This window comes from Ruegeria sp. BHSA163 (assembly GCF_059613365.1).
The window spans coordinates 1-5,473 of record NZ_JBXWSJ010000112.1; the positions used below are offsets into that span (position 1 = coordinate 1).

At 53.6% G+C, this 5,473-nt stretch carries 4 protein-coding genes; 2 read left to right on the plus strand and 2 right to left on the minus strand.

Annotation, left to right across the window (positions count from 1 at the left end; translation table 11 throughout):
• Positions 1-315: 315 nt before the first annotated feature.
• Entirely contained in the window at positions 316-1,446 is a 1,131-nt protein-coding gene (locus tag AC2FNV_RS23280) for a phosphotransferase (RefSeq protein WP_170609095.1), read from the minus strand.
• A 258-nt stretch (positions 1,447-1,704) separates the two neighbouring features.
• Between AC2FNV_RS23280 and AC2FNV_RS23285 the strand changes: the two genes are divergently transcribed.
• A complete protein-coding gene (locus AC2FNV_RS23285; protein ID WP_170609097.1) occupies positions 1,705-3,468 on the plus strand; it encodes an adenylate/guanylate cyclase domain-containing protein in 1,764 nt (587 codons plus the stop codon).
• Between the two features lie 374 nt (positions 3,469-3,842).
• Here the strand turns inward: AC2FNV_RS23285 and AC2FNV_RS23290 are convergent, their stop codons facing one another.
• Entirely contained in the window at positions 3,843-4,055 is a 213-nt protein-coding gene (locus AC2FNV_RS23290) for a hypothetical protein (protein ID WP_170609099.1), read from the minus strand.
• Positions 4,056-4,142: 87 nt separating this feature from the next.
• Here AC2FNV_RS23290 and AC2FNV_RS23295 point away from each other — a divergent pair, with 87 nt between their 5' ends.
• Positions 4,143-5,045: a LysR family transcriptional regulator gene (locus tag AC2FNV_RS23295; RefSeq protein WP_170609101.1), complete on the plus strand. Its 903-nt coding sequence runs from the start codon at positions 4,143-4,145 to the stop codon at positions 5,043-5,045.
• Positions 5,046-5,473: the final 428 nt, after the last annotated feature.

Here is a 5,473-nt window from a genome sequence, read left to right on the forward strand (position 1 = left end):
CGCGTCATTTCCTGAGATGGACAAGCAACTCAGTCAGTCAAAATAACTACAAAATGCCCACAACTCGAAGGGGCTTAATCTTTTAATTTTCAGGGTCGGCTTCGTCCGCAAGCCGGTCGCTGGAAAGAAGACTGGCCAACGGCTGGATCTGCCGAAAGTAGACGTTCATGCAAGCTGCAGCGAACGGCGGCTGCGAGCCCAAATGACCGATGCTGCGCGTTGTCCGAACGACTTCGTTTTCACAGTACACCATAGGCATGTCCTTTATGCGTTGAGCCAATGCGACGCATATCATTTTGGCACCGCGCTAAGTTTTCAGCCGCCAGTTAGCGCGACTGCTTCTTCGCCGAGGTCTAGGAAGTGTTCCTGAATTTTGGAAAGATTTTCGATGAACTGGTCAGGATCGGCTCCGGTGATGCCCTTCACAACTGGCTCAAGCTCGGGGTCACGTAAAAGCGGCAACCATGGGCCAATGGCGCCCAATGCAAACATCATCGCTATGGTTGCGCAGAAACCAAGACGAACATCCGCCGATACGTCGGCCCAATTCTCATCACGCAACCCACACAGATAGCTGGAAAACATGCGCTCAGTCAGGTCGCTCGCGCATTCCGATTTAGTATCCAGAAACATCAACGATGCTCCAACAGCGGCGGCAAGGTCCTCTCCAACAACACCATAGCCAGCGAATGCCCAGTCGATGGCGACAATTTCTGATTCTCCCTCATCTGTTTCACAAAATAACAGATTGCGGTTGAAAGCATCGTGGTGGCAAAAACATTTGGGAAGGTCCGACAGTGCCGCCTGAAGGAGATCAATGTTATTCCAAAGGTCCCTAGTTCTAGCAAGATTTGGCCCGGCGAGCCAGCGTCTGAGAACAACATCATCTTTCAGAGTAACTGGATCGTTCAATATGTCTGCGGCAATTTCTGTCCAACTGTGGGCCCGTCCTACTGCCATCCAATTATGGCGTTCAGTGTCCGGCGTGCCCGCAACGCTTGCGGAGAACGAACCTAAGGCGCGCGCCGCGTGAACATGGGTATCAGCCGACCATTCAGGCTGCTCGTCTGTTACAGCTTCTACAAAAACACGCGCAGAGGGCTCACGCGTATAAGTGACGCCATAGCAGTCAGGTGCCCGGATGCCGGAAAAAGGGCCATCAAGTAGTCCTGAGGCATATGCCTGCGCTTCGCGCTTCCAGTAGAGCCACGACCCCGGTTCACGCCCGGGCGGCATAACCCGGCAAACCTTTTCAACGAGTTGATACGCCCGCTCGACCCCATTTGTCGCGAGCGTTCCACTATGGAGAATGAGCCCCTCGCCTCCGGCCATCGCGTCGGCAAAGCCTTCAGCTAGGGCACGTCGGTTCCAACTAAGAACCTGCGCCTTCGGGTCGCCCATGGAACATCGTACAGCATTCAGTAGCGGGAGGTCGTTGTTCATCATTGCTGCACTCTAGCACACTCCCCACCGTTTTAGGCTATCTGAAGCGGCCAACACGTTTCAGTGACTAGGAGCCGAAGCGGAAGTTTGCGAAGTTGACTTTATCGGCGGCTTAGTCGGCGTAGAGGTCATTCGCGATTTTGGGCCAACGTCCGCTTCGAGCCCAAAGCAGTATTGGTTTAGAATTGGCCAATCCTATGATTGCGTAGGGTTCAACATTTTAACTGTTGAATTAGGCGTATCCGACTGCGACAGTTTCTTATGCAACGTCGACTTACCACCATCGTTGCCGCCGATTTGGCGGAATACTCTCGTCTGATGGCTATCGATGAAGAAGGCGTTATCCGGCGTTTGCGCGCAACACGGAGCGACGTGATTAACCCGGCGGTGGCCGAAGCCAACGGGCGGATCATCAAGACGATGGGCGATGGCATCTTGGTCGAATACCCCTCGCCGGTCGAAGCCATGCGATCGGTGATTTCAGTCCAGGAACAGATGGTGGCGCGTGAAACCGGCCCCGCGGACCAGCGCCTGCGCTTTCGCGTCGGCATAAATGTCGGCGACGTTGTCGAAGACGGCGATGACATCCTCGGCGACGGCGTCAACGTGGCGGCACGGTTAGAAAGCCTCGCTCCGCCGGGCGGGATATGCATCTCGCGCAGTGTCCATGACCAGCTTCGTGGTAAGATTGATGCCCCCATGACCGAACTTGGCCAGCAAATGGTCAAGAACATCCCCGAACCGGTCGAGGTTTGGCGGGTCGAGATCAATGGCGTTAATGCGCCAGCGCAGGAAGAAAAAACCGAGCGCCCCTCGATTGCCGTTCTACCATTCGACAACATGTCTTCGGATCCCGAACAGGAGTTTTTCGCCGACGGAATCGTCGAAGACGTGATTACCGAACTCAGCCGGTTCCGAAACCTATTTGTCATCGCCCGGAACTCGACCTTTGTTTACAAGGGCACCGCGACCGATATCAGGCAGGTCGCGCGCGAATTGGGCGTGCGCTATGTCGTCGAAGGCTCCGTGCGGCGTGGGGGCAACCGGGTGCGCTTGACCGCCCAGTTAATCGAGGCGGAAACCGGATCCCATGTCTGGGCCGATAAATGGGACCGCACTCTAGATGATCTCTTTGCTGTTCAGGACGAGTTGACCGCTGCCATCGTCACGGCTGTCGAACCTGAACTGGGTGCCCACGAACGCACGTTGGCGCGTAAGAAACCCTCTGAGAGCCTCACAGCATGGGAAATGTGCCAAAGAGGGATTTCCGAGCAAGTGAAATTCACGCCCGAGGCGATAGACACCGCCGACACCTTTTTCCGGAAAGCAATTGAGAGCGACACTACCTTTGCCGATCCGCATGTGATGTTGGCGCGCAATGGGTGGGTGCGCCTTGGATCAGGGTGGAGCAAGGATCCCGCGTCGGAACTCAAGAACGCGATTGACAGCGTGAAACGCGGATTGGAGTTGGACGACCGACAGGAAGTGGCGCATCTCGTACTGGGTGTCTTGCTGGCAATGGCGGGAGAGCCGCGCGATGGATCGGTCTCGGTGAACCGCGCCCTTGCGCTTAATCCAAACAATGTTCAGTGCCACTATGCGATGTGCATGGTAAGCTTGTTCGATCCCGCCACGGATGGGGACCTGATGCTCAGAAGCGCGCAGGAATGCCTCAAGCTGAACCCCAAGGATCCGCGGGCCACAATGTACCATTTCTTTTCCGCCTTGGGGCGCTGGGTCGAAAACGGGTTGGTCCCTGATGACGCCTATATTGCAGACATGGAAGCGGCGTGCAGGTACACAAATGCGCCTTGGTTCGTATTTATGATCTGCGCGGTGGGTTGTGTGCGAATGGGATTCACAGATCGTGCGAAAAAGCATCTTTCGGCGGCGCTGCAGCGACGTCCGGAGCTGACAAAAGACAATTACAGAGACGCGTTTCTTCAGCCAAGCTGGCCGGAATGGTATGAGAACGATCTCGATGCGCTTGAGACACTTGTCGAATTAGGATTGCCTCGCGACTAATGCAGCTATGTCCGCGTAGCAGACATTCGCTGAATTCTGCCGAACGTCTGCACCGAGGCCACTTTGACCAATGCTGCGCTATGCCCCAATTACAGCAATGCGCAGAAAGCGGACTTTGCAACGTCTCGCTAATAACATCGCGACCATTCCTTAGAGTAACAATAGATGTGTAATTTGGGCCTCAGCAGCCTATTTGGTTTCTATCCAAATTTTCAAAATGAATACCTAACATTCAAGAAGACACTGGTGGCATCGTATCTGTTCTTCAGTTCAGCCACATCCAGCTTCCGGCGGAAGCTTTGCACGCCTACAGTTGGTTATTTGAAAATCTGCCGTCGGCGATAACTAACTCTCCCGCCGTCGATAGTTGTTGCTCAAAAGCTTCTTGGGTATTGGGTCATCATCGCCATGACCGCCTGTTCGTTTTCAAGGGCTTCTGGGTTTCGTGCGATCAGCTCTCGCAGAAAAGCGCGTTCTTCATAGGCCAATTCATGTTCTGGGGTGCTCTTAGTGGCGGGTTTCACCACATTCGTTCGAAACACTCCTAGCAGACCTGAAATGCCAAAAATCGGGAACGTAAGTGTCATCGGTCTGTCCTCTCGTTGCGTTGGGGTAAGCCTAAGGTTTGGAGGATTGCGCTGGTATCCGCGGTAATGTTGTGTTGTTCTACAAAAATGAAGAGCGTTTTTGCTAACCTTTCAGACGTGCGCGTTTTCCTTGCCGTGCTGAGAACGGGCTCTACACTGGCGGCCTCCAAGACTTTAGGGATGGCGCAGCCAACCGTCGCAAGACGGATAGAGGTATTGGAGCACACACTGGGCCTGGTTTTGTTTGAACGCAGCACGCAGGGTTTTCACCCGACCAAGGACGCTCTCGCGCTGGTTTCAAACGCCGAAGCGGTTGAGGACGCGGCGAAAGCATTGGATGCGACCGCCGCTCGGCTGGTGTCTTCCCAATCTCGCACCATTCGAATAACGGCAGTGACCGACGCATTTAATCCGCGCCTTTCCGCAATGCTCGAAGGCTTTGTCGAAAGCTACAGGAGTGCGAGCTTCGAATTGATCCCGAGTGACGCGGCCCTCGACATATCGGCAGGAGAAGTCGACATCGCAATTAGGTGGGCAACCAAGGAAATCGACGAGCCATCGTTGATTTGCCGAAAATTAGCCACCATTACGCATTCTTTGTTTGCGTCAAAGTCCTACGCAGCCAAATCTGATCTACCGCGTTCAGAAACAGAAATGGGTGGGCACAAATTTTTAGTTTTTGGTGGAAACCAGAGACTTGATTCATTGAATGATTGGTTGTTTGAACGCATCGATTCAGATCAGATTGCGATGACCTGCCAAGACATCAAGTCGATGGAAACAGCAGTTCAAATGGGGGCCGGCATTGGAACTCTCCCAACACGTTTCATGAAAAGCGACGATTCACTCGTACACTGTATCGAGTTGCCTGCAGATTTAGGATCAACCGTTTGGCTATTGGTGAATCCGTCCGCCTATCGTCGACCTGAGGTAAAGGCGTTCACAGCATATTTTGCGCCGCGATACAGCGCACATTTGCGAGATAGCTAGGCAATTTTTTGAAAACTTTGATCGCTTTACGCACGGCAAAACTCTGAAGAACGTCGTCGATAAATCGCTGGGCTTTGTTAGGTCTGGCACGTGACGCTCAAGTCCGCTTGGTCCGCGAAGCGGTCGTTCATGCAGGCCAAAGGTGCTGCGGTGCGGCTAACGGCGGCTTCGTCCGCAAAGCGGACCTTCGCCAATTTTTGACGACCGTCCGCTTACGACTAAAGCAGCCGTTTATGATCGATGATCTGCGTTTTGGCGCACGAAGGTCAGCTTAAGGGTTTAATCAGACCTTCATCAGAAAAGGCTCTAGGTCCGAGTTGCGGACGAAGCCGACCCTGAAAATTAAAAGATTAAGCCCCTTCGAGTTGTGGGCATTTTGTAGTTATTTTGACTGACTGAGTTGCTTGTCCATCTCAGGAAATGACGCG

Excerpts from the sequence above, each read along its gene's own strand:
- AC2FNV_RS23280 (WP_170609095.1), bottom strand. The coding sequence starts at position 1,446 with ATGATGAACAACGACCTCCCGCTACTGAATGCTGTACGATGTTCCATG.
- AC2FNV_RS23285 (WP_170609097.1), top strand. The coding sequence starts at position 1,705 with ATGCAACGTCGACTTACCACCATCGTTGCCGCCGATTTGGCGGAATAC.
- AC2FNV_RS23290 (WP_170609099.1), bottom strand. The coding sequence starts at position 4,055 with ATGACACTTACGTTCCCGATTTTTGGCATTTCAGGTCTGCTAGGAGTG.
- AC2FNV_RS23295 (WP_170609101.1), top strand. The coding sequence starts at position 4,143 with ATGAAGAGCGTTTTTGCTAACCTTTCAGACGTGCGCGTTTTCCTTGCC.